Origin of the sequence: Sporosarcina sp. P29 (assembly GCF_002743265.1) — a bacterium.
Classification (GTDB): Bacteria; Bacillota; Bacilli; order Bacillales_A; family Planococcaceae; genus Sporosarcina.
On the sequence record NZ_PDYX01000015.1, the window covers coordinates 15,690 to 42,297 of the forward strand.

Consider the following 26,608-nt stretch of genomic DNA (forward strand, 5'->3'; position numbering starts at 1 on the left):
TTATTGATGAAATAGTATGAATTTATGCTAGACTTGCAATATATGACATTTGACAAAGGAGTAGAATGACTGCATGGACATGAATAATACGATTAAAGCCCTTCATATACTTGGAAATGAAGACGGGGTTTTAAAACTCAACACAGAGAAATTCTTTACTTGGCATATACCGAAAAAGTTAAGGGAAGAACCGATTCAAAAAGGAGATATCGTTCTCGTGCGTACGAAATTGGGTCTCAAGTCGGTTCTCGTAATGGACGTATATCGTGAAGAATTTGAAGAAACACAAAAAAGATACAAACGTGTGATCAAGATTTTTGAGAGGGCACCACAGAAATAAGTACTGAGAAAATAAAAACAGCTCATCCCTGTCTTGAACTGGGGATGAGCTGTTTTTACTTGAAGACGGGTATTCTAGGAAGGTCATCCTATTGTGCTTGACTAGCTAAGCTTCATTGAATTACTGCAACGACATAAGTGTTAGGTCAACATTCGCAAACTGAAGATGAAAAAGTACAGCTTACAAAATCGACTTCCGCTTACTAGACGACAGAATATGAAGTGCTTCTCTATACTTGCTAACCGTCCTACGCGAAATAGTAATCCCTTGTTCTTTTAATAGCAAATCGACAATCTTTTGATCGGATAAAGGCTTACGTTTATCCTCTTTTGCAATCAGTGACTGGATCGATGCTTTCACAGCGGACTGCGATACACTGTCGCCGTCCTGTGCAGCCAGTTTGGATGTGAATAAAGAGCGCATTTCGAACGTTCCAGCAGGTGTTTGGATTACTTTGTTGGATACAGTACGGCTGATGGTCGACTCATGCATGTCAATACGATCCGCCACTTCTTTCATCGTCATCGGTTGCAAAGCCTTTCTTCCTTCTCGAAAAAACGCGTCTTGTTTTTCGAGAAGGTCCGTCACAATGCGAATGATCGTATTGCGTCGCTGTTCGATACTCGTTAGTAACCATTGTGCTTGTTTATGATAGTCACGCAAATAAGAAGACAGATCGGATGTCCCTTTTAGAGAAGACACATACTCTTTGCGTAGTCCGATTTTCGGAAGATCCCGATCGTTCAAATGAAATGACAACTTCCCGTGCTTTTCCTCTACGATCACATCGGGCATCATGAATTCTGTTTCACTATGACCGAGTTCTGGACAGGGTCTCGGATGGAGCGTCAGCAGAAATTCATGCAGTTCGTTTACGTGCGCCAGCGTGCTATTCATACCATTCGCGATCTGTTGCCATTTACGTTCGGCGACATAGGGTAAATACTCTGATATGAACGTTTCCATTAACTCGGGACACGCTTCGCAACTTCTAACTTGCAGCAACAAGCACTCCTGCAATGTCCGAGAACCTATGCCAGGCGGCCCAATTTGCTGTAGTAATTCAATACCTTTGTCTACATTTTCTACAGCGTGCATCTCGGCACATAAATACCCGTTGTCATCCAAACTATGAATCAACGTCTTCAGTAATTGCTTCGTCTTCGGATCTTTGAAATCGACCTCAACTTGTCGAAGCATTTGATCACGCATACTGACTTCTTGCTGCTTCGCCCATTCTGTTGAATCTGTTTCCTGACGTGAGTAGTTTAGCGACTGACGTTCTTGAAATGAATCTGTTCTTTTGGCTTCTTGTATCTCAATCACAGGATTTTCTAACTCTTTTTCCCGTATATATAGCTCCAGATCATAAGTCGATAATTGCAATAGCTCGATCGCTTGACGGAGTTCAGTCGTCATCCGTAAACTGAGTTCTTGTTTTTGTTGGAGAGACATATTCAACGAAATCTCCTCCTCATAATAAGTTACATAGTGAAAGTATATGAATGCGCTTTCATTTCTATGTACTTATCATAGCATGCACTTTCAATTTGGACTATTGTTCGAAAAAGTTTATTTTTCCTGAAGAACTTGCCGCAATCCTCTCGACTCCACCACGTCGTCAACACCTTCCTGGCAAAACCCATACGAACGCCAAGAGCACGTCTCGCACACAACGACAATATCATCGGGCACGACATGGAGTCGAATCCTTCTCTCGACTTCGCGCCAAGGGAGCACATCACTGACCTTCAATCCGAGCTTACGTAAAATAACCGTATCACGTTCATAAATTCCATCATCCTGACAATGGTATGGTTGCCCTTCAGGAAACTTTGCGCATAAATAATCAGGCCCTTTCATGATCTGAATCAATGTATCGGGCCGCTCTCGCAATACGTCATGGATCTGCGTCATATTGGCTGTGTACTCTTCTGAATAGCCCATGCCACGGTACCCAAGCAAACAAAAGATATGGTGCCCACGTAGTTTGATCATAGAAACCCGCCTTTTCTGAACTGTATAGTAGTTAACTAATTTTATTATTCAGTATACACATAATTGCGTGCGGCAGGGAAGTGAGAATTATGTGACATTGACTTTATGTGTGTACCTTCTATAATTAGCCAATACGAAAATACTCTGCAAAGAAGGGCTAGTGGACTATGAAAGACATAAAAGTAATTATCACATTAGTGCTCGTTATGTTCACATGGGGAATGAACGTTTCAGCACTCAAATATCTTGTGACCTATTTCGATCCAATTACTATTACTTCATTGCGGATCATGGTCGCCGCATTATCAGTATTCATTATCTTGTTCGTACTGAAGAAAATCCGTTTGCCGAAAAATAAGGAGTGGCTCTATATCCTTGGCGGTGCGATGACCAATGTTGTATTACATCATTACTTTCTAGCTGAGGGATTGTCGAGGACCAGCGCGGCCAACGGAGGATTGATATTAGGCCTCGGACCGTTGCTGACAGCTACGTTATCCGTTCTGATTCTGAGGGAACGTGTTACATTCGTACGATCACTCGGGTTCCTATTTGGCGGTATCGGAGTCGGTGTCATCGTCCTGGCGGGTAGCGGGACAATTGGCAAAATCTCGTTTGGCGATATTGAAATATTTCTGTCGATTGCGTCCCAGGCACTCAGCTTCATACTGATTAAAAAAGCGTCCCAAACGATGGACGCGAAGTTGCTGACAGGATATATGTTTCTGTTCGGTTCCATGATTCTTTTTATAGTTTCGCTCGTAAAGGAACCAGGTGGCTTGGGGCGCCTGGATAGCGGAACACCATCCATCTGGGCAATTTTCTTTTTCTCAGCTCTATTAGCTACAGCTGTCGGGCACATGTTATACAACTCCGCCATCGAAAAAATTGGTGCTGCACGCTCGTCGATTTTCTTAAACTTGAATACGTTCTTCTCTTTAATCGCAGCTAGTCTATTTCTCGGTGAAACAATCTACCTGGCCCATTATATAGGTCTAGCATTAATTATCGCGGGTGTGCTATTCGGCTCTGGGTCATTGGAGGCGATTATTAGGAACCGGAATAAACACGTCCCGCCTGTTGGCTAGCTATAGATATTAATTAAATACACGAACACTAATAATCTGTTAACCAGCATTTTGGTTATGGAGCTTGTTTCTACTTCGTGCATAGAGAACAAAAATAATAGAGGACATTCGTGTAGCATTTATATAGAATTGCGGAATATGTGGAAGTGGTGACATTAAAGTGAGTGTAGAAAGTTGTCTATGAGAGAATCATAGACGGAAAGTATAGAGTCATTTATATTCAATACTTTGCCGACCTCATAAAAAAATTCATCGTGTAATGGCGAGAATTTATCTATCCCATTAGGTATTGACTTTATGAATGCGGAGCTTCTCGCAGGATATACATTCCTTATTGGTTCAATTATTCCATTTGTTATTACGCTCTTATAGTATCTATTGGAATTAAGTGATTTATATAGAGGAAATCTCTCAGTTTGAGCAATATTCATTTTAGGTTTGTTAGCAATAGCTGTTGGTTATATGGCATATAATTCAGTATTTGATAAATAAGTACTGCGCGTTCTTGCATCATGTTAAACTTAAACACTATTTCTTACTGATGGGATAGAATTTATTCTTAAGGGAAGCAGTTATCCAGCACATTTTATTGAATTGATATTTATTGCAGTTATAGTACAAAGCTCTGGATTTTTTTGTATTGCTATTAATAAAATAAAGAATGGAAAAGTACTGTAATTCCTCAGGTAATGAAAAGGGTCAATGTCTTAAAAGATCAACTTTGAAGCCATTCGTTTAGTAGAATTGAAAGGCACTGGAGTTAATATTAAAGTGTCAAAGTTTCAAAAAAGTGAATTTTTATATTACGCGTTAGAAAATACAGAAAAATAAACCTTGATTTAACAGATAAGATTGAATATACTTTTAATCAATATAGGGAGGTAGAAACATTAAAGCTCTCAATGCTAAATAAAAACTTGAGTTATGTATCTACTAACTGGAAAAAGAAATATACTTGCTTCAGGTTTTATTAATGATGTTTTTTTAACTCTCTATCAAAACGCCGTTCACCAATGCTGAACAACGGTGTGGTTTAAGAACGTTGTTTAGTAATAATGAAGATGAAATAACGGGGAGTGAGAGCTTTGAAGATCGCTTTAATTGGTTTAGGAAAGATGGGAAGAAATCTGGCGATTAATATTTTACGAAAAGGCTATTCTATAACCGGTTACGATATACTTCCCCAAGTAAAGGATCAATTGTTACGAGAAGAAATATTTCAGACTGAAAAGTTCAAGTTTATTAGTGAATGGGAATCATTTATACAGGAAATTAAGCCTGAAGACATAATCTTAATACTCATTCCGCATGGTGAAGAAACCGAATTAATGTTAGAACAACTTTTGAAAGCCCTTCCAAAAGGTTCTACAGTACTAGAATGCGGGAATTCTTATTATAAAGAAATTGAAAAATGGAATGAGGTATATCTAAAAGCTGGTCTGAACCTACTTGATGTTGGTACAAGTGGTGGGATAGACGGTGCTAGAGAAGGACTTTGCGCAATGATAGGCGGAAACCATGATAGCTATAAACGAATTGAACCATTTTTAATCGAGATTTGCTGTGAAGGTGGACTTTTGTATACCGGTAAAACAGGTAGTGGACATTATTTAAAAATGATCCATAACGGTATTGAATACGGAATGATGCAAGCAATTGCAGAAGGATTTGAAGTATTGAATGAAAGTCCATATCCATTTGATTATAAGGAAGTAGCGCGACTTTGGAATAATGGATCAGTCATTAGAAGTTGGCTGATGGAGCTTGTAGAGGAATCATTCAGGAAGGATCCCAGATTGGAATCCATTGTAGGTAAGATGAATGCGTCGGGAGAAGCACAATGGATGGTAGAAGAAGCAATGGATTTGAAGGTGCCGGTTCCAGTTACAGCCTTATCGTTAATGGTACGGAACCGATCAATGCAGGAAGATACTTTCAGTGGAAAGGTCGTGGCTGCATTAAGAAAAGAATTCGGTGGTCATGAGGTAGAGGGGAAGTGAACTTATAGTGACAGATGTATTTACAATTGGCGAAACGATGGTGATATTTCAGTCTCAAGCAATAGGTAACTTAGAAGATCTTCCACAGATATATCAGAAGATCGGAGGTGCAGAGTCCAACTTTGCTACTGGTCTAGCACGTCTAGGTCATCGAGTTTCGTATATGAGCAAATTGGGAAATGATCCATTTGGTCGTCGTATCCTAAAAAGTATTAAATCAGAAGGGATTGATACTACTCATCTCAAGATGATAGAAAATGCCCAAACGGGTCTTTTATTTAAAGAACAAAAATTCAGCGATGTCATGAACGTATACTATTACCGAAAAGATTCTGCGGCAAGCCACATGCAAAAGGAAGAACTTCCTGAAGACATCTTTGAAGGACTGAAATATCTACATGTTACAGGAGTAACTCCGGCTCTAAGCAGCTCTTGTAAAGAACTTGTATTTAAAGCGATAGAATTAGCACGCAAACATGACGTTAAAATTATTTTTGATCCCAATATTCGATTTAAGCTTTGGGACAAGGAAGAGGCATTTGAAGTCTTAAATGCGATTGCTGTAAAAGCAGATTATATTTTGGCGGGTATGGAAGAAGCGGCTTTTCTGACAAATCAAACTGGAATCCGCGAGATTTGCCAAACTTTACAAACAAATGCACAGCAAATCATAGTCATTAAGCGTGGAAAAGAGAGTACAGTGCTGTATGAAAGTGGACATTATAGTGAGATTCCTGTTTTGAATGTTGCTAATATAGTTGACCCGGTAGGTGCAGGTGATGCATTTGCGGCGGGATTCGTGCACGGCCTTTTATTAAACTGTCATCATGAAGAAAGTGTACGATATGGAAATAGCCTCGGCGCAAGAGTTATCCAGCAGTTTGGTGATATAGACGGTTTACCTACACTGGAAGAGTTCAATGAAGGACTTAAAGGCGGCTTCACATCAGACGTAAGGAGGTAGTTCGTTATATTGAGAAAATGGGATAAACTTAAAGTTATTGAAGAAAACGGTGTAGTGGTGGTGTTAAGAAAAATTCATCCTGAACGTATTAACAAAGTGATTGAAACGTTGGTTAACAGTGGAATCAAGGTATTGGAAATCACAGCTGATAGTGAAAATAGTTACGATACTATACGTGACATGAAAAAGAGATATGGAGATCAAGTGCTAATCGGTGCCGGGACTGTGATAGACAAAGAAACGGCGAAATTGGCAGCCGATGCACAAGCTGACTTCATTTTTTCACCAAATTTAGACGTAGAAGTGATTCAGACAGCGAATCGATATGGCTGTATTTCCATCCCGGGTGTATATACTCCTACAGAAATCGTAACAGCATATACGGCAGGGGCAGATTTAGTTAAAGTTTTCCCCGCTGCAACATTAGGGCCGAGCTACTTTAAAGATTTACAAGGTCCACTAGCACATATTCCTATGATGCCAACAGGTGGAATTGGGTTGGAGAATATGGGTGAATTCCTAGCGAATGGAGCTATAGCTATTGGGGTAGGAAGCTCACTTTTGAACAAAAAGCTTATTGACACCGGAAACTACGAGGAGCTTAGTGAGAAAGCAAAAAGCTTCGTAAACCGATTTAATGAGGTGAAAGCATGCGAATCAAAGAAATAGAAACGTTCCGAGTTCCCCCGAGATGGCTTTTCTTGAAGATTACAACTGATGAAGGCTTGGTTGGTTGGGGTGAACCAATAGTAGAGGGCCGTGCATCAACCGTAGAGGCATGCGTTCATGAACTAGGTGAATATTTGATAGGGAATGACCCAATGCGAATTGAAGACATTTGGAACACGCTATATCGTTCGGGATTTTATCGTGGTGGTCCTATCCTGATGAGTGCAATAGCGGGAATTGATCAGGCTCTTTGGGATATTAAAGGGAAATTCTATAATGCTCCTATATACGAACTTATGGGAGGTGCTTGTAGAGACAAGGTGAAAGTATATTCTTGGATCGGTGGAGATCGTCCTTCAGATGTACTGGAACAAGCAAAAAAGGCGAAAGAAAATGGTTTCCAGGCAATTAAGATGAATGCAACTGAAGAGCTTCAAATTATAGATAGTTATTCGAAAATTGACAATGTTCTAGAAAGGGTGGCTTTGATTAGGGAAGGGTTAGGTTCTGATTTTGGAATCGGAATAGATTTCCATGGACGTGTGCATAAACCGATGGCAAAAATTTTGGCGAGAGAGCTTGAACAATTTCGTCCAATGTTCATAGAAGAACCTGTCTTAGCTGAAAATAATGAAGCGCTCAAGGAAGTTGCTAGACATAGTAACATCCCTATTGCAACAGGTGAGAGAATGTACTCTAGATGGGATTTTAAGAAAATCTTGCAGGAAGGATATGTAGATATTATCCAGCCGGACTTATCACATGCGGGTGGAATTACCGAATGTAAAAAGATATTTTCGATGGCGGAAGCCTATGATGTAGCAGTAGCTCCTCATTGTCCCTTAGGCCCAATAGCTCTTGCGGCATGTTTACAAGTTGATACGACAAGCTATAATGTTTTTATTCAAGAACAAAGCCTGGGCATTCACTACAATAAGGGGAATGACGTGTTGGATTATCTGAATGATCAATCTGTCTTCAAATTCGAGGATGGATATGCCAAGAATCTTACAGCACCAGGACTGGGAATTAGTATTAATGAGTCCTATGTAAGGGAGAAACAAAAGGAAGGGCATAACTGGAAAAACCCAATTTGGCGGCATGAAGATGGGACGGTTGCGGAATGGTAAGCCCTTACGAAAAGAATATAAATAATGAAGAAAAAAATGCGTTGGCAAATTTGGCGGTTTCATTAGTTGAAAATAAAACTGTAATAGGTTTAGGATCTGGCTCAACCATCGGTTTTTTTCTAGAGCATTTAGCATTGCGAATGAAAGAAGAAAAATTGGAGCTGAAATTCATTGCTTCTTCTAATAAGATTGCAAAGCAAGCGAAAAAACTGAACCTTCAACTTATTGAGATTGAGGATGTACCTTTTATTGATCAGGCATTTGATGGTGCAGATAGAGTAGATCTGAATAGCAATCTAATTAAAGGAGGTGGAGGGTCACTTTTTCGTGAACGACAAGTATTGCTGAAAGCTGAGCAACGGTATATTTTAGCGGATTCCTCAAAATTCACAAATAGTCTTTTGGGTCAAATCATCCCTCTAGAGATTGTACCGTTTAATGCATCGTTTACAATTAAAAGAATTGAAAGTTTGGGGTACAAAATTGCATTAAGAAAAGATGGGGACAACAATTTTATTACCGACAATGGAAACTGGATTGTAGATGTATCGAAACAAAAAAGTGTATCACCAGCAGATATTTATGAGCAGCTAAAACTAATATCGGGTGTCGTGGAAATTGGTTTATTCCTAAATGAAGATTATCATATATTAAAAACCTAACTAATCAAGTGAGTATAAACCTAAAAACCGAACCTAATACCAAATATTACGAATCAAATGAAAGCGCTTGCTTTAAGCGATAGCTTGGAATGCCATTCATTATTACAAAATGAGGAGGAGTTATATTGAAAAAGAATTTAATAATGATATTTACTTTATTGCTAATGAGCGTATTAGTAGCAGCTTGTGGAAATGGTGAGAGCGACAGCACTAAAGGAGCTGGGGAAGCATCAGCAGACTCTGGCGAAACAAAGAAATTAAGAATAAGCCTTGGTTTAAATGATAAAACACCTCTATATAACAGTTCTGAAAAGTTTAAGGAACTTGTAGAGGAAAAAACAGATTCACTGAACGTAGAAATTTATCATTCTGGTCAAATTGCAGATGACCGTTCTGCGATTGAGATGTTGCAATTTGGTACGTTGGATATAACAATTCCTTCTACGGCTCCATTTACTTCGTTCGTTCCTGAATATGGTGTGTTCGACTTACCGTTTACACTGAAGAACACAGATGTAGTAGATAAAGTATTGCAAGGAAAAATAGGTGATGAGCTTGCAGAAAAAGCTAGTGAACAAGGTGTTAAGCAACTGGCTTGGTGGGAAAATGGATTCCGTCAATTAACGAACAGTAAAACTTCGGTTAAGACATTGGATGATTTGAACGGGTTAAAGGTTCGTACTATGGAAAACGATATCCATCTAGGTGCTTGGAAAGCAATGGGGGCAAATCCGACTCCAATGGCATTTACAGAGTTGTTTACGGCGATGCAACAGAAAACAGTAGATGGTCAAGAAAACCCATATCCAACAATTTTATTGGAAAAATATCCTGAAGTCCAAAAGCATGTGACGGAAACTAATCATATTTATTCGCCATTTATTTTCTTGATCAGCCAAAAGACTTGGGACGGCTTGACAGAAGAACAGCAGGAAATTGTAGAAAGTGCAGCGCTAGAAGCTGGAGAGCACAACCGAAAGCTTTCGCGTGAAACAGCAGCATCCGCACTAGAAGAACTAAAAGTGCAAATGGAATATAGCAAAGTTAGTGATGCTGAATTGGAAAAGTTCCGTGAAGCTGTGAAGCCTGTCATAGAAAAGTATAAAGAGAGTATTGGAGAAGATTTCGTAGAGAAGTATTTAAATGAAGTCAATAACGCTGAATAAATGAAAAGTCCACAAAGAAAAAAGCAAGTTAATCACTATTAACTTGCTTTTTTTCAAAAGCAGGTGGGAGGAGCTATGATATGCCAGTCTTAAGATGGATCGATCATAACGTGGAACGAGTGATATTGTTCTTGTTGTTGTCAGTCATGACAATTGTAATTATACTGCAAGTCTTTATGAGATACGTTGTTGAAAGCTCTTTGACATGGTCTGAAGAGTTAGCACGATTTTGCTTTGTCTGGCTCATTTACATAGGGATTAGTTATGGGGTAAAACGAGCAAGACACATTCGTGTGGAAGCGCTATTATCTGTATTTAAAAGGCGAGGTAAATATGTCATTAACATGATAGCGCATCTTATGTTCTTGTTCTTTGCATTAATTGCAGTCTACTATGGCTTTACAATTTACCAGGCTATTAAAGGTACAGGTCAGGTAGCACCATCAATCAGAATCTCCATGTCGATCATGTATTTAGGGATGCCCATAGGAATGCTATTAACTTCAGTTCGTTTGATTCAAAGAATATATATAGAAACCAAGCTATATCGATCCAATGAAGAAATAATTGATAACGATATACCGAGATTATAAGGAGGGTGATAGAATGGGTGTCTTAATATTTGTATCTTTTGCAATCCTACTGATACTTACCGTACCTATTGGAATTGCCCTGGGTCTGTCTGCAGTAATTGCCCTTCTCATTGACGGATCTATTCCGGTAGAATTCATAATAAAAGAATTGACAACATCTACAAACTCATTTCCTCTATTAGCAATCCCATTCTTTATTTTAGCGGGTGAAATTATGGGGAAGGGCGGTATTTCTATCCGTCTGATTGCTGTAGCGGAATCCTTAGTTGGATCTGTTACAGGTGGTTTAGCTATGACGGCCATTGTCACGTCCATGTTCTTCGCAGCTATTTCAGGTTCGGGACCTGCGACTGTAGCTGCTGTTGGTGGTCTGATGATACCGGCCATGGTTAAAAAGGGGTATGATATCAAATTCTCGACGGCCGTTATTGCATCAGCGGGTTCGATAGGTGTCATAATACCGCCTTCAATTCCAATGGTCATGTATGGAGTTTCCGGAAGCGTATCTATAGGCGACATGTTCATGGCAGGTATCGTACCGGGCATCATGGTGGGTCTAGGATTAATGGTTTACGCATATTACTATTCCAAAAAAGCAGGTTATAAAGGTAGTACGGATAAAATCTCCTTCAGCCGTATTTTGAAACAAGTCTGGCTGGCCAAATGGTCATTGTTGATTCCTGTTATTATTTTGGGCGGAATCTATGGTGGGATCTTTACACCCACAGAAGCTGCTGCAATAGCAGTGTTTATTGGGTTCATAATTGGCGCATTCGTTTATAGAGAATTAAAGTTCAAGGACATCTCAGATATCTTCGTCGATTCTGCGCTAATGACTGCTACCATCTTAGTTATTGTGGGTAGTGCAACAGGGTTTGGGAAGCTGTTGGCAATGGAGCAAATCCCAATAAAAATTGCGGATTATATGCTATCACTTTCTTCAGAACCCTTCATCATTATTTTATTAATCATTGTACTTTTGCTAATCGTAGGATGTTTTATGGACACGATTGCAGCAATCATCATTCTGACACCGATCTTGTTACCTATAGCAACGCTTGTCGGCTTCGATCCGATTCACTTTGGCATCATCATGATTATTTCATTGGCAATTGGCTTCATTACACCTCCTGTGGGAGTAAACTTATTTGTCGGTTCTAGTATTTCAGGAGTTAGTATGGAGTCATTATCAAAAGCAATCGTACCGTTTATCATCTCAATGATATTTGTTTTACTGGTTGTATCATTTATTCCAGGTTTATCGTTACTATTTCTAGATTAATATTAAATAGGAGTGAACAATATGTTATTTCCTCAAATGCGTAGCAGAATAAATCCTTACAAAGATAACGTGCAAGGGAAAGCGAATGAACCCATAACAGTGGCAGGTCTTTTGGACAACGCCAAGAAAATCCTAGGTCCTCTTTATGAAGGTGGTACACCGGATTGGTCGTTAGAGAATGTCGTACTACGATTGGAACAAGATGCTCCTCGAATTGCAATTATAGGGGGCTCTGCTGATCATCCAGCTCATATTATGGACTATATGACCTCCTCACGCGCGGCTATCAGGATCTGGCAAAACGGTGGTGTCCCATTTTACTTTTCAACTCCAGTCATGTGCGATGGTACTGCTCAATCCAATCAAGGTATGAGTTACTCATTGCAAAGTAGAAATGCTGTTGCCCAGATGATCGTTAATCAGCTCGAAGCGCATAGTTATCATGCAGCATTCGTCATCCAAGGATGCGATAAACAGCCTCTCGGCGTTGTTAGTGGCTTAGCCCACTTAGATCGACTCAGACAATTTAGAGGTGATGCGCCATTCTTTGCAACATTTGCACCTGCACACGTTCTACAAGGTGGTACTATTCCTGAAGATGTTCTTAAAAAGTTGAATGCTGTATATGACAAGGCAATTGAAATGAAACATGAGGAGATTGCCGAAGACTTACGGGACACCATGAATTACATTCTTCAATGTTCTTCCAACACTTCTTTCCAAGGAGTATTCGAGAGAGCAGTTGAAAGAGGAATCATTACAGAAAAAGAGCATAAATATCTCGAAATTCGTTTAGCTGCTGCCACTTGCGATACAAAAGGTGGAGTTTGTGCATTCAATGGTACAGGAAACAGTTCGCGCCACCTGGTTGCAGGTATGGGACTTGTACATCCAGCATTGGAGCTATTGACACAACCACCGAATCAGCAACAGGTCAATGAAGCAATCGATGCGATGGCTACCATGATCAATAAACCTGAATTTGGTGTGTCACGACTGGTGAAATCCAATATTAGAAATGCTGCACGCATTCATAGTGCATCCGGTGGTTCTACAAACTTAATGATGCATATGGTAGCTGCCATGATTTATGCAGGTTATGAGTTTACACTTTTTGATATCGAAAAGATCCTCAAGGAACAACCTATACCTGACCTCTTTAATTATTCATTAACAGAGGGAAGAGATATTTTCTCATTAGCGATGCAGTGCTGTGACGATACGAGCCGTGGCATGGAAACGTTATTTTATGAGCTATTGAATAACGGTGTAGATATGGATCAGGATACGTTGACTGTAACGGGTACATCGTGGAGAGACCGACTAGAATATAGTGAAAGTTTACCAGCCGATAATATTAAAGAAAATGCTGTCATTGTTAGTAATCCTAAAAGACTTTTTAGTGGGGTAGATGTACTCCGTGGGAATTTCTTCGAGAGCGCAGTTGTGAAAATTAGTGGAATGCCAACTCCTCAACTAAATCAGTTTGACGATAAGATGGCTTTCGTTTTGTTCTTCGATAATGAAGATCATGCAAATCAAAGTCTCTTAGACTCCAAATTGATTGATAATATGAAAGACAATAAACTGTTCAGTTATGAAAAACTATTGTCAGTAGTTAAATACAATGCTTCAGATGAATATGAAGAGCTAAAAGAGCTTGATTATAATGCGCTATTCGAAGAGATGACAAAAAGAAGCATATTAAAGATTGCGCTCGTCATTGCGGGACAAGGACCTCTTGCATTTGGTATGCCTGAAATGTTTACACCGATGCAACATATTAATGCAAGTCGCACGTTAAAGAGAATCTGTACTGTTATCAGTGATGGACGTTATTCAGGGGTGACGTACGGTGCTGCCATTGGACATATGACACCTGAAGCGATGGACGGTGGTGGAATTGGTTATCTACAAACTGGAGATATCTTGCATCTTCAATTACGAAAGCACTATATTGACTTAGTGAAAGAACTCGATACTCAAGTTGTATATGAAGATAATATCAAAGATAATGAGACTCGAAAGCAATTATTCGAAGAACGATTAACCAATATGAAACGACGTCAGAAGTTAGTAGCAGCGGTAAATCGAATGGTAGGACATACAGATGCTTCTAAAGGTGTAGTTCCAATCCAAGTCTATGAAGAAGCAGATGAAACCTACGTGAAATAATTGCTAATAAGCAATGAAAAGGTGAGATAGATGAGTCTTGTTCAATCTGTAGTTAGGGCAATTAAAATTTTGGAAGTCTTTGATGAAGTGAATAAAGAACTTAGTATAAAGGAAATTAGTGCGAAACTGGAACTTAATAAGAGTACAGTACATGCTTTATTGAAGACCTTAAAGGAACATGGGTATATCACACAAAATGAACAAACTGCAGATTATTCGTTAGGGTGGAAACTATATGAGCGTGGAAACCTATTGCTTAGTCAACTAAGTCTAAAGCAAGTTTCGTCCCGTCATTTATATACGTTAAACAGAGCTACAAATGAAACGGTCCACTTGGTGAAGCGGTTGGATCAAGAGGCTATTTATATCGATAAAATCAACGGTAACAATACATTGGTCATCTATTCAAGAATCGGAAAGAAAGTTCCGCTACACTGTAGTGCGGTAGGCAAGGTATTGGTTGCGTATTTGCCGAAAGACAGCCTTACAGAGCTATTAGAAGGATATGAATTCATTCAAGCTACTGAAAACTCCATAAAAAACCATACAGATTATATGACAGAGCTAGCCCAGGTTAAGAAGCAAGGATACGCGGTGGATGATGAAGAAAATGAGTATGGAATCATTTGTTTTGCTATGCCGATTTATGATCATAAGTATGATGTAGTAGCAGCGGTTAGCGTATCTTCACCAAAAAGCAACTTTACAAAAGAGAAAGAGAATGAATACTTAAAGTTATTAAAATTATGTGCGGATAGCATTTCACAAGAATTAGGTGCAAATTTAACTACTAAGGAGAGTTAATATGAGATACATTAAATTCCATCAAAATGGAGAGATCCATACGGCATTAGTTACATTACAAGAAGAGGTATATATAATCGAAGAAGAAAACTATACGGATTTCTATTATAAATTACAAGAATCGAATCGAACGGCGAATCAATATCTAAAGGATGAAAACATTCAAAAGACTGACTTGTCATTCGACGATTTAGAACTGACATTGCCGACTATACCTGACGAAGTATGGGCGGCAGGTGTAACTTATCAAAAGAGCAGAGAAGCAAGAAATTTTGAAACGAAGAAAGAAGATGAGGAGGATCTAACGTTCTATGATCTAGTGTATGACGCCAAACGTCCCGAAATCTTTTTTAAGTCCACGGCGCGCAGAATCATTGGGCCAAATAGTGATGTTTATATCAGAAGTGATTCGAATTGGCAGATCCCCGAGCCGGAACTGACTCTAATTGTAGGCAAGGAAGAGGATATTATCGGTTATACATTGGGTAATGATATGAGTTGCCGAGATATTGAAGGGGAAAACCCTCTCTATTTACCACAAGCTAAAGTGTGGAAGAATTCGGGTTCAATAGGTCCCGCGATTTTAATGCCTGAAGGAATCGAAGATCCTTACTCGATCGATATCACGTGTAAAATTTACAGGGATAATGAATTGAAGTTCGAGGGTACTGCTTATGTCAATCAATTAAAGCGGAAGCTTGATGAACTGGTTCACTATTTAGTCTATGACAACGATATCTTGGAAGGAACAGCGTTGATGACAGGTACTTGTATTGTACCGCCAAACGATTTTACTTTACAGGATGGGGACACGATTGAAATCTCGAGTGAAAAGATTGGTATCTTGCGGAACGGTGTCAAAGCTCAAAAGAAAATGATTTCGATTCATTAATAGGAAAGGTGGTAAGCCTATGAAGGGAATCATTCCTCCCGTTGTGACGTTACTGGACGAATCAGGTCAAATTGATATGGAGAAGAATAAAAGAGCGATAGATAAATTAATTAGCCACGGAGTGCATGGTGTAGTGTTGTTAGGAAGCTCTGGGGAATTTCCTCACTTCTCACTGGAGGAAAAACAGCAATATCTGAAGCAGATTATTCCGTATATTGACAATCGTATTCCTGTTTTAGTGGGGACAGGCGGGACAGTAATGGAAGAAACCATTGAATTGTCAAAATTCGTTCAAGAGTTAGGTGCTGAAGGAGTGCTTGTTGTGAATCCGTACTATTGGAATCTGTCGGATGAGCAAATGTACACGTACTTCTATGAAGTAGCAGGCTCATTGTCCATAGACCTGTATTTATACAATATTCCACAACTGACTGGCCAAGAGATTCCGGTGGAAGTCGTAAAACAACTCGCGGAGAATATACAGAATATTCGAGGGATAAAGGAAACCGTAGCAAGCATGACCCGTATTCGGACTGTAATTGATGAAGTAGCTAACAAAGTAAATAATTTCCATGTGTATAGTGCTTTTGATGAGCATCTATTAGATGCTCAACTGTATGGAGCCTCAGGAAGTATTAATGGATCTTCAGTCTTTCTGCCCGAAATTTCATTGAATCTATATGAAGCTATACAAAACGAAGACTTCACTGAAGTAAAGAGACATCATATATTAATTTGCAAGTTGATGGAGATTTATAGCTTGCATCCTTCCTTCTACCTAACGATGAAATTGGCTGTACATGAACGTTGGTTTGTGAATCAGGCGATTGGTTATCGGAAACCATTTATAAATAGTGAAGCTCATTTATCTGATACTATCAAGTCTATTATTTCAGAGTATGCTGGAAATGAAGATTAATATAGACTGGAGTGGTTTCTGATCTGATAGATATTCACTATATGTTGTGAAGAAATATCCAATAAGGAGTGAAGATTATTATGGCTTTTAAAGTAGTTATCACTGATTATGAATTTGACAAATTGAATTATGAAGAAAACGTATTTAAGGAAAGCGGCCTTGATATACATTTTGTCAAAGCTCAGTGCCGCACAGAACAAGAGGTAATTGAAGCAGCTAAAGATGCAGATGCTATCATAAACCAATACGCTCCACTAAACGCTAAGGTTCTGAATGAGTTAACGAATTGTAAAGTCATATCGAGGTACGGGGTGGGAGTGGATACGATTGATCTTGAGGTAGCTAAACAGAAGGGTATCGCAGTTTGCAATGTTCCGGACTATGGAATAGAAGAGGTTTCAAATCATGCGTTGGCACTCTTAATGTCTTGGTCAAGAAAGATCGTGGAATTAAATAATGCGGTAAAGAACGGAAGTTGGGACTTCAGTATTAGTCCGCCTGTTTATCGTTTTAAAAATCGCGTATTTGCAGTGATCGGTTTCGGCAAGATTCCAAGGCGTGTAATTGAGAAAGTTCAACCTTTAGGCTTCACATTAGTAGGATATGATCCGTTTGTTTCAGCAGAGGAAATGGCGAAATACAATGTAAAGAAAGTAGACCTTGATGAAGCGTTAACACAATCTGATGTTATTTCACTTCATGTTCCGCTTGTAAAAGATACACATCACTTGATTAACCTCAGTAATGTTAATGATTTAAAAGATGGTGTCTTTATTCTAAATACAGCGAGAGGTCCAATTATTGAGACAGAGGCATTAATCCAAGGTTTGCGTAGCGGTAAAATTGCGGGAGCAGCGCTTGACGTTGTAGAAATTGAGCCTGTACCAGAGGATCATGAATTATTGGAATTTTCCAATGTCTACATCACGCCTCATAGTGCCTTTTACTCAGTCGAGGCAGTGGAGGAGTTACGTACTAAGACTGCTAGGAACATTGTCGAAGCCTTGGAAGGATCAGTACTTACATACCAAGTGGTGTGAAAAATATTAAAAGAGATATTTATTCTATCATAGATATCTCTTTTATTTTTGAATAGGGGAGCTTTTTATGGCAACTTTTAAAATTGAGTCGGAACAATTGAAACAACTTATAACTGAACGTTTAGTTGAAAGTGGCATATCACTCGAGCATGCAAGTATTGTTGCCGATGTGTTGGCTTTCGCTGATACACGTGGTGTGAAATCCCATGGAATTATGAGATTACAGCATTATATTGACAGAATACAGGAAGGCGGCATTAATAAGGATGCCCAAATTACTGTAGAAGCAGTGAATGATGTAATCGTTAAAGTGGACGGTGATAATGGGTTAGGACATGTCGTGGCAAAAATTGCTATGAATGAAGCCATATCTATTTCTAGGGAAAAGGGCATTGGTGTATCTATAGCTTCTAACTCGAGTCATTCCGGAGCGCTCGGCTATTATGCAGATCAGGCAGCTAGGGAGGGAGTGATTGGTATCACTTTCGCACAGGCGGATGCTCTCGTAGCACCGTATGGAGCTAGATCTGCATTTCTTGGGGCTAACCCGCTGGCGGTAGGAATCCCACATGAAGACCGTCCGATTGTACTAGATATGTCTACGAGTAACGTGGCATTCGGGAAAGTCATGATTGAAAAGGAACGAGGAAATAAGATTCCTATGGATTGGGGACTTGATGAACACGGTGTTCCAACAGATGATCCAGACAAAGTTAAAGCTTTGCAGCCTATGGGTGGAGCGAAGGGCTACGGACTTGCTATCCTTGTAGACGTTCTTTCTGGTATTTTATCAGGAGGGCAATTTGGTAAGCATATTAAACCAATGTACGGGGATTTAAAGGAAAGTAGAAGGTTAGGTCAGTTTTTCCTGGCAATCAATCCGGAGTTCTTTGTTGGCCAAGAATACTTCCTCGATATGATGAAGCGGTTTGTAGAAGAACTGCATGCATGTGAACCAGCCCCTGGGCACACTAAAGTATACGTTCCTGGAGAAAGATCGATTGAGAATCAGATGAGGGCAAATTTAGAAGGCATTGAAATTGAAGAAGATATGTACGAAATTTTGACTGGAAAGAAAAGATCAAATAAAAATACTGCGTGTAAATAACCGTGATTCGCGTGGATGTATGAAGTATCTCGTCTCTCAAGATCATCCATTATAACAGCAACATATCCAATCGGACAAAATGTTCTGAATTTAACAAAATTAATTATTGTAACTTCAGTTTTTTTGTGATAAGGTTGTTTTAAGGTTTTATATAAAGAACTGGGTTCTCTATATAAAACCAGGAAGGCGGTTATCGAATTGAGCAATAAGTACTGGGTACCTGCTATCGAAAGGGCAGATTTGTTACTTAGAGAAATTAGTAAACATCCAAATGAATTACGGTTAATAGATTTATCGAAAAGGCTAGAGATAAATAAAAGTTCTCTTTATTCCTTACTGAACACATTAGAAACATTAGGGTGGATTATCAAGACTGCTACAGACAGTTATAATCTAGGTCCAACCCTTGGTACTTTTAATTCAATGTATTTGAGTCAATTCAATTTGATACAGAGCTTCTATAAAGAAGCACAAGAGGCTGTGTCCAATATTCAAGAACACATTCAATTGGGTACGCTTGAAGGTAATGATGTTGTGTACTTAGGAAAGGTAGAGGCGAAGACAAGGGTTCAGCTTGTTACGGAGCCAGGTATGCGTTTCCCGGCTTATGCATCTGCTGTAGGAAAAGTTCAATTAATTAATCACACGGCAGAAGAAATAGAAGATCTATTTCCTATTAAAACGTGGGATAAAAAGACTGAATTCACAACTTCTAATATTGAAGAACTTTGTAGCAAGGTATCGTTAGCAAAAATGAAAGGTTATGCGGTTGAGAATCAAGAGTCTGCTTTAGGTTTTCACTGTGTTGCTGCGCCTATCTATAATTTTGAAAAACAAATTATTGCAGGTATCAGCTTTACGATGCCAACGAATAGCTGGGAAGATAAATTTGAGGCAGCAAAAGAAGAGATTATCAAACTTGCAGCCAATTTATCGAAACTAGCCGGATATCAAGAAGTGTCAAAGGAAGCTACAACACTATAATTATACAACTACTGGGAGGAATAGAAATGGTTACTAAAAATAATAGTGCAACGTTTAAGAACTTTATTAATAATGAATGGGTTTCATCACAGTCGAATGAAGTACTAGAGAGTATTAGCCCTATGAATAAGAACGAGGTTGTAGGCTTCGTACAGAAATCAACTCAAGAAGATCTGGACAAGGCATTCAAAGCTGCCGAGGGTGCTAAGAGTGCATGGAGAAAGATTGGTCAACATGCAAGAGGGCAGTTTTTGTTTAAAGTAGCAGATATCATCGAGCAGAATATTGATGATATCGCAGAAACTGCTACTAGGGAGATGGGAAAAACGCTTCCAGAAGCAAAAGGTGAAACAGCTCGTGGCGTTGCAATCCTAAGATACTATGCAGGAGAAGGCATGAGAAAGAATGGGGATGTCATTCCTGCTTCTGACAAAGATGCTTTGATGTTCACGAGGCGCGTACCAGCTGGCGTAGTGGGAATCATTACTCCTTGGAATTTTCCAGTAGCGATTCCGATTTGGAAACTGGCACCTGCTCTTGTGTACGGAAATACTGTTGTGTTCAAACCAGCGACAGAAGCTTCAGTTACTGCTGCCAAGATTATCGAATGTTTTGCAAAAGCCGGACTACCTAAAGGTGTCTTAAACTTCATCGTAGGTTCTGGATCAGTTATTGGACAAGGGATGATTGAGCATTCCTCTTTGAACGCAATTACTTTCACAGGATCAGAAAATGTAGGGAAATCAGTAGCTAAAGGGGCTGCAGAAAGTGGCGTAAAATACCAAATTGAAATGGGTGGAAAAAACCCTGTAATAGTTTCCAAAGATGCGGATCTTGATAATGCGGTAGAAGCAGTAATAAGCGGGGCTTTTCGTTCGACAGGGCAAAAATGCACTGCCACTAGTAAGGTCATTGTAGAAAGCGCTATCTATGATGTATTCAAAAAGAAGTTGCTCGCTGAAACAGAAAAAATCACAGTAGGAAACGGATTAAATGATGGAATCTGGATGGGACCATGTGCTAGTCAGAGCCAATTCGATACAGTAAAAGACTATATTGAAATCGGTAAGTCGGAAGGTGCGACATTGATTGCTGGCGGCGAAGTTCTAAGCGGTGATGAATTCGATAATGGATTCTATCTAACACCTGCAATTTTCGATAATGTCAAAGCAGATATGCGAATTGCACAAGAAGAAATTTTTGGTCCAGTTATCGCATTGATTGAGGCAAGCGACGTAGAAGATGCAATCAAGATTGCAAATGATACAAAATTTGGACTGAGTGCTTCTATCTTCACGTCCAATATAGGTTCATTGATGGAGTTCATCGATGAAATTGAAGTCGGTCTAGTTCGAATTAATGCTGAAAGTGCTGGTGTGGAACTACAAGCACCATTTGGCGGAATGAAAGGCTCAGGCTATGGGTCACGTGAACAAGGAGAAGCAGCACAAGAGTTTTACACGGAGATCAAGACAGTATTTATTAAGGCATAAAAGTTATAGAACCCAAATTATCCATAAAGGAAGGTATTTACTATGATGAATGAATCCCGGAAGTTATTAGAAAGTCTAGGTTATCCGTCCACTGACTCGAAGGAATTACCGACATCCACGAAGCGGTTCCCAGATGGGGCGCAGTATAGAATCGAACTACCAAGTACTGAAGGTCCTGTTGCCTTAAAAGAGACTTTAAAAGAACTTGACCGTCTTGGGATTACAGTTCATAGAATTTCTCAAGGAAGCGGTATAATGCTTCAAACAGATGAAGAAATCAAAGAGATGTGCGAACTTACTGCTGAGCGTGGAATTGAACTTAGTTTGTTTGTAGGTCCACGTGGTACATGGGATATCAGTGCTCAACCTTTCACTTCGGGAGGGAAATCGATAGGTAATCGCCATGAAGGTGCGGATCAGCTCGTTTATGCGATGGAAGATCTTAAGCGTGGTGCGAATTTAGGGCTGCGCGGTGCACTTGTAGCAGATGAAGGACTAGTACTTTTGACGAAGGAAATGAAAAAGGCAGGACAACTGCCAGAGGACTTCATTGTAAAAGCTTCTGTTCAAATTGGATCGGCAAATCCTGTGTCCGTAAAATTAATGCAAGATATTGGAGCTGATACGTATAATGTACCAACGGCTTTGACTCTATCAAAGTTAGCGTCTATTCGTCAGGCAATTGATATTCCGATTGATCTGTACATCGAAGCACCGGATAATTTGGGAGGATTCCTTCGCTATTACGAGATTCCAGAAATCATTCGTGTTCTTGCACCTGTATATATTAAGTTTGGCCTACGTAACCATCCAGACGTTTATCCTTCTGGTCAGCAGTTTGAGGCTCTGAATAATTCATTGGTCAAAGAGCGTGTTAGAAGAGCCTCTATTGGCATTCAAATGATTGAGCGGTACTGCCCTGAAGCGAAAACTTCAGAACTAGGTGCTGAGGGACTTGGCATTGCCAAAGTGAATACTTCAAATGTTTCTAATTAACAACCTGAATAATTGATGCGAATGAAACAGTAAATATGGTAGATGATCCTGGTAACTATTTGCGCCAGGATCATTTACTAATACCTTCTATTACAGCGGGAAGAAAGGTGAAGGTGGCTATGGGATATTCTTTTAAAGGTTATATGAGAAGCGATGGTTCAGCGGGAACTAGAAATAATATAGGGATTATCAGCTCAGTCATTTGCTCAAGTACTGTGACAAATGAAATTGCGAGTAAGATTGATTATGCGGTACCGATTGTTCACTCTAATGGTTGTGCACAATTAGGCGATGATTTCAGTGTCACAAAAAGTATGTTATCGGGAGTTGCAGAAAATCCAAACTTCCACAGTAATCTATTAATAGGCTTAGGATGTGAAACCAATCAAGTGACTGGTTTATTAGCGGCTATACCTAACGTTAAGCCGATTGATGGATTTAGCATTCAGCAAATGGCGGGTGGAACTAATACAGTTGCTAAAGGTGTTGCGATTGCCAGCGAATGGTCTAAAGACATCACTAATGAGCAAAGAACGGACCTACCAATTTCTAAGCTGAAAATCGGGGTCATTACAACGGATATGGACGAACAGACATTAGCAATAACTACTCCAGTTGTAAGCGCTTTAATTGATGAACTATTAGAAAACGATTCGACGGTTATTTGCAGTCTGACCAGAAGACTTGAACCGAGTGGCAAGATTCTTGCTACAAAAACTAAAGATACGCGATCAAAGGAAATGCTGAAAACACTGAGTGAAGGTCTTAATCGCCGTAGATGGGAAAATGATGAAGGCTATGCACTTTCAGTATTCTCTGATGAAGAGAAGAGCCTTGCTGCGCATGAAGCGAGACTATTAGGCTCTAAGGATTTGGTAGAACTTTTAAATATCAACGAAAAACCGTCCAATAGAGGATTATATCTTTTAAAATCATCTGACAATATTGTCGAAACGATTTCCAACTTCGTTTCGGTAGGATGCAATGTGGCGCTCATTATTTCAAAAGAAGGAATCCTAACAACTTCCAACGTTATCCCTTGTATTAGCCTAGCACCCTGTAATGAGAGTCAGATTCATCGTGATCATGTAGACTTTTATATAGCGCGAGGCAATGAAGAGAAACAAACAGTTACCCTTTTAGAAAAATTACTTCAAGTAAGCTCAGGGGAACTAACTGCATTAGAAGAATATGAATTAGGGGAATTTGCAATCCCGCATATTGGTACAACGTTCTGATGAAGGGGAGAGATAAGCATGGAAGTTAGTTACAACGCTTTAAAATTGCATCCAAAAGATAATGTGGCCGTTGCGTTAAAGCGGATTAGTGAAGGTGAAATAGTATTGATCAGTAATTTCGAAAGTAATCTAGTTGCCTTGGAGGAAATTCCCTACGGTCATAAAATATCGTTACATGTTATAAACGAAAACGAGGAAATTAAAAAATATGGAGAGTGTATGGGCAAGGCTACAAATGAGATTCTTGTAGCTTCTCATGTTCATGTACATAACGTTCGTGGTCTAAACGAAAACGAAAGACTGGAAATTATTAATCATGTAATGGAAGCCTAGAATCATAATCTTCTGCATACGGGGGAATCAAACATGAAGACATTCGACGGATATCGTAGACCTGACGGCAGCATTGGCGTCAGAAACCATGTGATCGTAATCAATACAGTTGGGGAATTAAGTGCACTTACTAGGAAAATAGCCAATTTGACTCCGGGTGTTATCCCAGTTATTCATCACGGAGGGGTAGCTCAATTCCCGGAAGATCATACACAGACATTACGAACGCTAGTAGGTACTGCTGGTCATTCTAATGTAAGCGCCACACTGGTAGTAGGCACAGAAAATGATCCAATAGCGCAAGAAATTTATAAAATTTTAAAGAAAAAGGGGAAGCCAGTCCATACAGTTTGTTTAAATAAGAACCAGAAAATACCGGAAATCCTGCATGAAGGCAGATCCTGGTTGTTGACGGCTTTAGAAAATAGTAAAAAAGAAGTTCGTGAGCAATGTGATATTACTGAACTAATTGTTGGATTAGAGTGCGGAGGATCAGATGCATGGTCCGGAATCACAGCCAATCCTTCTATAGGAGCATTTTCCGATATGATTGTCCGCGAGGGTGGTACAAGCGTCCTAGCAGAAACTACTGAAGCGATTGGAGCTGAGCATATTTTGGCAAGCAACGCGATAAATCGTGAAGTGGGAAGAGAGTTCTTGGATATTGTTCGAACTTACGAGCACCGAATAAAGCAGACCGGGGAAGATATCCGTTCCGCGAATCCAACCCCGGGCAATATGGCGGGCGGACTAACTACACTTGAAGAAAAGTCGCTTGGCTGTATAAAGAAAGGGGGCGGCACGCCTCTAAAAGAAGTCATTTCATATGCAGGAAAACCGACTGAGAAAGGTTTTGTGTTTATGGACACCCCTGGGTATGACGTTGAGTCGGTATGTGGATTAGCAGCAGGTGGTGCACAGATAGTGCTGTTCTCTACTGGTAAAGGATCCCCGACAGGCTCACCAATAGTTCCGGTTATTAAAATCGGTACAAACCCTAAAGTTTATGAGATCATGTCCGAACATATCGATATTAATGCAGGTAAAATCATAGACCAAAACAAAAGCATAAATGATATTGGTAAAGAGATTTTTGACAAAGTCATTACTGTATCCAATGGGGAAAAGACTGCAGCCGAGAATGAACTAAATCAAGAATTTGCCATTTGGAGACTAGCTGAAAGTATATAAGTAACCTTATTGCAGCTGAAGAGAATTAAAGTAAAATATTAGAGGGTGTGGAAACTTATGATAAAAAAGAACTTGGAGAGAATTCCTGGAGGTATGATGGTCGTACCTCTTCTTCTGGCAGCAGTTATTAACACATTCTTCCCTGAACTTCTGCGAATTGGTGGCTTTACTCAAGCGTTGTTCGTAGATTCTGTCCCAGTTTTAGCAGCGCTCTACCTTTTGACCGCGGGGGCCCAATTAAATGTTAGAAGTTTTGGCGTGAGTGTTGCAAAAGGTGCTACACTTCTTGGGATAAAGTGGTTTGTTGCCGGAGTCTTTACTTTCTTAGCATATTTCCTGGCTGGTCCAACCGGTTTGTGGCTCGGTTTAGCTCCGCTTGCAGTTATGGCAGCTATGTCTAATAGTAATGGAATTGTCTACATGGCAGTAGCTTCACAATATGGTAATAAAGAAGATAAAGCTGCTTATTCTGTACTTGTATTAAATGATGGGCCCCTTCTAACTATGGTAGCTTTATCAATATTCGGAGCTATGGGATTCGTTGAAGGAATGTTTTCCGCGACTGCTTTCATTACAGTATTGCTTCCGTTAGTTATTGGAGTCATCATCGGTAATACAGATATGGAACTAAGGGATATGTTGGTGAAAGGATCAGATATCATCATCCCTTTCCTATCATTCGCATTGGGTATGGGCATCAACTTAACGGATGTTGTAAAAGGTGGCTCGAGCGGCATTCTTCTTGGTGTTGCTACAGTCGTATTCACTGGAGGAGCAGCTTACCTGGTATTTAAAGCGTTGGGGTGGAATCCCATCGTCGGAGCCGCAGAAGGAACTACAGCGGGAAATGCAGTCATGGTACCCGGTGTCATTGCTGCTGCCAATGCATCGTTTTTGAGCGTTGCACCACTGGCTACTGTTCAAGTTGCAGCCTCGGCTGTTACAACAGCAATTCTGATTCCGATTGTACTTGCATTATTAGTGAAATACACAAAGGTTGAAGGTGAATCTATAGCTTTAGAAGATCAAGAAACTGTTCATCAAATAAATAGTGCAATAAGTGAGAATAAGGAATTTGCATTTGCAGGGAAGATTGCCGATATGGATGTTAGTAAGGTTTCGACAGAATCGTATGACAAAGGATCGCCTCTAAGAAAATAGTACTAGGCATTCTAATAATAATTTTTTACATATTTTTATGGTGTGGAACAGTTTTGCTGATTTATAGTTATTCAAAAGATGGCTCACAATGAAACCAAGGTATTAATCTTGAAAACTCATTGTGAGCTGTCTTTTTTTATGAAAAATAATGTTTCGAATGATCGAAATATAAACAAAAGAGATACAAATGAATTTCATAATTCAAAGCTTTGGTCTTAACCTTTTCAATGCATCAAAATGAAGTGCCACCACAAAATCTGTATAATGATAGTCGATTAAACGATCTGTGATCGGTGTTAGATATGCATTTGTCGCAATCTATAATAAGTTTACAAATGCAAAAAAATGCACGCTCGAAAAGGAGAACTGGGCATTTACAGAC

Annotated in this window: 25 protein-coding genes; 23 read left to right on the top strand and 2 right to left on the bottom strand. The window is 39.6% G+C overall.

What is annotated here, in order from left to right; translation table 11 throughout:
* The first annotated feature begins 73 nt into the window (after positions 1–73).
* Positions 74–340 carry a DUF5839 family protein gene (locus CSV68_RS12250; protein ID WP_099633977.1) on the top strand — a complete coding sequence of 89 codons (267 nt, stop codon included), beginning with the start codon at positions 74–76 and terminating at the stop codon, positions 338–340.
* A 180-nt stretch (positions 341–520) separates the two neighbouring features.
* Here the strand turns inward: CSV68_RS12250 and rpoN are convergent, their stop codons facing one another.
* Both rpoN and CSV68_RS12260 read right to left on the bottom strand, forming a co-directional pair.
* Positions 521–1,795, bottom strand: a complete 1,275-nt coding sequence (rpoN, locus tag CSV68_RS12255) for an RNA polymerase factor sigma-54 (RefSeq protein WP_099634020.1) — start codon at positions 1,793–1,795, stop codon at positions 521–523.
* 117 nt (positions 1,796–1,912) lie between these two features.
* Positions 1,913–2,338, bottom strand: coding sequence for a DUF1284 domain-containing protein (locus tag CSV68_RS12260; RefSeq protein WP_099633978.1), 426 nt, complete (start codon positions 2,336–2,338; stop codon positions 1,913–1,915).
* Positions 2,339–2,505: 167 nt separating this feature from the next.
* Here CSV68_RS12260 and CSV68_RS12265 point away from each other — a divergent pair, with 167 nt between their 5' ends.
* From CSV68_RS12265 to CSV68_RS12370, 22 genes are all read left to right on the top strand, one after another.
* Positions 2,506–3,426, top strand: coding sequence for a DMT family transporter (locus CSV68_RS12265; RefSeq protein ID WP_099633979.1), 921 nt, complete (start codon positions 2,506–2,508; stop codon positions 3,424–3,426).
* Between the two features lie 1,076 nt (positions 3,427–4,502).
* Positions 4,503–5,426, top strand: coding sequence for a phosphogluconate dehydrogenase (NAD(+)-dependent, decarboxylating) (gene gnd / locus CSV68_RS12270; RefSeq protein WP_368665183.1), 924 nt, complete (start codon positions 4,503–4,505; stop codon positions 5,424–5,426).
* Positions 5,427–5,433: 7 nt separating this feature from the next.
* Entirely contained in the window at positions 5,434–6,390 is a 957-nt protein-coding gene (locus CSV68_RS12275; protein WP_099633981.1) for a sugar kinase, read from the top strand.
* A 9-nt stretch (positions 6,391–6,399) separates the two neighbouring features.
* Positions 6,400–7,059 carry a bifunctional 4-hydroxy-2-oxoglutarate aldolase/2-dehydro-3-deoxy-phosphogluconate aldolase gene (locus tag CSV68_RS12280; RefSeq protein WP_099633982.1) on the top strand — a complete coding sequence of 220 codons (660 nt, stop codon included), beginning with the start codon at positions 6,400–6,402 and terminating at the stop codon, positions 7,057–7,059.
* Positions 7,041–8,189 carry a galactonate dehydratase gene (dgoD, locus tag CSV68_RS12285; protein WP_099662278.1) on the top strand — a complete coding sequence of 383 codons (1,149 nt, stop codon included), beginning with the start codon at positions 7,041–7,043 and terminating at the stop codon, positions 8,187–8,189. The genes CSV68_RS12280 and dgoD overlap by 19 nt, the downstream gene beginning before the upstream one ends.
* Positions 8,183–8,851 (top strand): ribose 5-phosphate isomerase A, encoded by a 669-nt coding sequence (rpiA, locus tag CSV68_RS12290; protein ID WP_085427961.1) that lies wholly within the window; start codon positions 8,183–8,185, stop codon positions 8,849–8,851. The genes dgoD and rpiA overlap by 7 nt, the downstream gene beginning before the upstream one ends.
* 125 nt (positions 8,852–8,976) lie before the next feature.
* A complete protein-coding gene (locus CSV68_RS12295; protein WP_233190419.1) occupies positions 8,977–10,017 on the top strand; it encodes a TRAP transporter substrate-binding protein in 1,041 nt (346 codons plus the stop codon).
* Between the two features lie 80 nt (positions 10,018–10,097).
* On the top strand, positions 10,098–10,610 hold the full coding sequence (locus CSV68_RS12300) for a TRAP transporter small permease (RefSeq protein ID WP_085427962.1): 513 nt from the start codon (positions 10,098–10,100) through the stop codon (positions 10,608–10,610).
* A 13-nt stretch (positions 10,611–10,623) separates the two neighbouring features.
* Complete coding sequence (locus CSV68_RS12305) at positions 10,624–11,892, top strand: TRAP transporter large permease (RefSeq protein WP_085427963.1); 1,269 nt, start codon at positions 10,624–10,626, stop codon at positions 11,890–11,892.
* A gap of 21 nt (positions 11,893–11,913) precedes the next feature.
* On the top strand, positions 11,914–14,067 hold the full coding sequence (locus CSV68_RS12310) for a dihydroxy-acid dehydratase domain-containing protein (protein WP_085427964.1): 2,154 nt from the start codon (positions 11,914–11,916) through the stop codon (positions 14,065–14,067).
* Positions 14,068–14,097: 30 nt separating this feature from the next.
* Positions 14,098–14,871, top strand: a complete 774-nt coding sequence (locus tag CSV68_RS12315) for an IclR family transcriptional regulator (protein ID WP_099633985.1) — start codon at positions 14,098–14,100, stop codon at positions 14,869–14,871.
* Between the two features lies 1 nt (position 14,872).
* Complete coding sequence (locus CSV68_RS12320; RefSeq protein ID WP_085427966.1) at positions 14,873–15,763, top strand: fumarylacetoacetate hydrolase family protein; 891 nt, start codon at positions 14,873–14,875, stop codon at positions 15,761–15,763.
* Positions 15,764–15,782: 19 nt separating this feature from the next.
* Positions 15,783–16,682: a dihydrodipicolinate synthase family protein gene (locus CSV68_RS12325; protein ID WP_099662279.1), complete on the top strand. Its 900-nt coding sequence runs from the start codon at positions 15,783–15,785 to the stop codon at positions 16,680–16,682.
* Positions 16,683–16,762: 80 nt separating this feature from the next.
* A complete protein-coding gene (locus tag CSV68_RS12330; protein ID WP_199168459.1) occupies positions 16,763–17,722 on the top strand; it encodes a C-terminal binding protein in 960 nt (319 codons plus the stop codon).
* 67 nt (positions 17,723–17,789) lie between these two features.
* Complete coding sequence (gene allD / locus CSV68_RS12335; protein ID WP_099633987.1) at positions 17,790–18,830, top strand: ureidoglycolate dehydrogenase; 1,041 nt, start codon at positions 17,790–17,792, stop codon at positions 18,828–18,830.
* A 198-nt stretch (positions 18,831–19,028) separates the two neighbouring features.
* Positions 19,029–19,814 carry an IclR family transcriptional regulator gene (locus CSV68_RS12340; RefSeq protein ID WP_099633988.1) on the top strand — a complete coding sequence of 262 codons (786 nt, stop codon included), beginning with the start codon at positions 19,029–19,031 and terminating at the stop codon, positions 19,812–19,814.
* Between the two features lie 20 nt (positions 19,815–19,834).
* Positions 19,835–21,307: an alpha-ketoglutaric semialdehyde dehydrogenase GucD gene (gene gucD, locus CSV68_RS12345; RefSeq protein ID WP_085427971.1), complete on the top strand. Its 1,473-nt coding sequence runs from the start codon at positions 19,835–19,837 to the stop codon at positions 21,305–21,307.
* A 45-nt stretch (positions 21,308–21,352) separates the two neighbouring features.
* Complete coding sequence (locus CSV68_RS12350) at positions 21,353–22,303, top strand: U32 family peptidase (RefSeq protein ID WP_085429064.1); 951 nt, start codon at positions 21,353–21,355, stop codon at positions 22,301–22,303.
* Positions 22,304–22,338: 35 nt separating this feature from the next.
* Positions 22,339–23,541, top strand: coding sequence for a UxaA family hydrolase (locus CSV68_RS12355; protein WP_099633990.1), 1,203 nt, complete (start codon positions 22,339–22,341; stop codon positions 23,539–23,541).
* 18 nt (positions 23,542–23,559) lie between these two features.
* The gene (locus CSV68_RS12360) at positions 23,560–23,874 is read left to right on the top strand and encodes a UxaA family hydrolase (RefSeq protein ID WP_099633991.1); all 315 of its coding nucleotides are present in this window, start codon (positions 23,560–23,562) and stop codon (positions 23,872–23,874) included.
* A gap of 33 nt (positions 23,875–23,907) precedes the next feature.
* Entirely contained in the window at positions 23,908–25,065 is a 1,158-nt protein-coding gene (locus CSV68_RS12365; RefSeq protein WP_099633992.1) for a UxaA family hydrolase, read from the top strand.
* A gap of 57 nt (positions 25,066–25,122) precedes the next feature.
* Positions 25,123–26,226: a 2-keto-3-deoxygluconate permease gene (locus CSV68_RS12370; protein WP_099633993.1), complete on the top strand. Its 1,104-nt coding sequence runs from the start codon at positions 25,123–25,125 to the stop codon at positions 26,224–26,226.
* The last annotated feature ends 382 nt before the right edge of the window (positions 26,227–26,608 follow it).